Source organism: Saccharopolyspora elongata, assembly GCF_004348985.1.
GTDB classification, from domain to species: domain Bacteria; phylum Actinomycetota; class Actinomycetes; order Mycobacteriales; family Pseudonocardiaceae; genus Saccharopolyspora; species Saccharopolyspora elongata.
On sequence record NZ_SMKW01000221.1, the window covers coordinates 1 to 1,288 of the forward strand.

1 protein-coding gene is annotated in these 1,288 nt (G+C 63.0%); it reads left to right on the forward strand.

Features of this window, described 5'->3' with window-relative positions; translation table 11 throughout:
• Positions 1 to 553: 553 nt before the first annotated feature.
• The coding region (locus E1288_RS46390) for a reverse transcriptase N-terminal domain-containing protein (protein WP_207954955.1) at positions 554 to 1,288 on the forward strand (735 nt) is incomplete at its 3' end.

Genomic DNA, 1,288 nt, shown 5'->3' on the forward strand with positions numbered 1-1,288 from the left:
GCGGGTGTGAAGCTGCCTGACAAGAAGCCCCAAGGTGTCGACGGGTCGTCGTCGGCGACAGGGTAAGGGGAAGACCTGAAGGGCGAACGCAAGTGAACTCCTGATGAGGCTTCGTCATCGAAAACCGCGGCAACGACTAGCAATCGGCGGTAAGGGTCGTCGGGTGAAGTACCCGAGGTGGCTGACCGGACTTTGGAACGGGCAGCGTGGTCACCATTGACCCCGGAGTATAGGGAGCGCCCCACCCAGGTCGTATCTGGTGCGTGTGGAACAGCGAAAACCCGTATGGGTCCGGTGCAAGCCGGTAGGCCGGAGGTAACGAAGGCACAGATCCCATGCGGGAACAGGATGTCCCGAGAAGCGAAGGCCGCTAAGGCGAAAGCCTAGGGGAAAAGGCAGAGATCCGGCTCCTTGGCCGCTGTCCATAACCCGGCGGATACCGCGCACATGCGCGGACTCGAAAGAGGGCTGACGCGGGACAGGTGGGCCTTTGAAGAGGCCGAAGCAATGACGACAGAACCAGGATCTGGACGTAGACACGGAGGTGGACAAGATGACCGGAACAACGGCCGACGCGGCCATCCGAGTGACGAAAAGCCTGGACGATGCCGAAGCATGGCGCAGTGTGAACTGGGCTGAGGCAGAGGCGGACGTACGTCGACTGAGGCAGAGGATCTTCAAGGCTGCGCAAGATGGGGACGCCAAGCGTCTCCACAACCTGCAAAAGCTGATGCTGCGGTCTCGTCACAACACGGTGGTATCCATCCGCCGGGTGACGCAGCTCAGTCAAGGACGCCGTACTCCCGGTGTAGATGGGAAGGTGGCTCTGTCGGATCAGGACCGTGGACAGCTCCTTCGGGGGCTGGAGGCGGCGCCGCGATGCCAGCCGATGCCCGTACGGCGCGTGCACATCCCGAAGGCGAACGGAAAACTGCGGCCACTCGGAATCCCGACGATTCGGGACCGCGTGGAGCAGGCCAGGGTGAAGAACGCCTTGGAGCCGGAGTGGGAGGCACTCTTCGAGGAGCGGAGCTACGGTTTCCGACCGGGGAGGAGTTGCCACGATGCGGTAGGACGCATTCACACGACGATGTCACGCAAGGACTCGAAGAGGACCTGGGTCCTCGACGCTGACTTGTCGAGTGCGTTCGACCGGGTCAACCATGATCGCCTGCTTGAGGCCATCGGAGACTTCCCGGCTCGCCGGGAGATCCAGGGATGGCTGACAGCCGGGGTGATGGAGCAGGGACGCTACGCGCCCACGGAGGAGGGCACGCCGCAAGGTGGG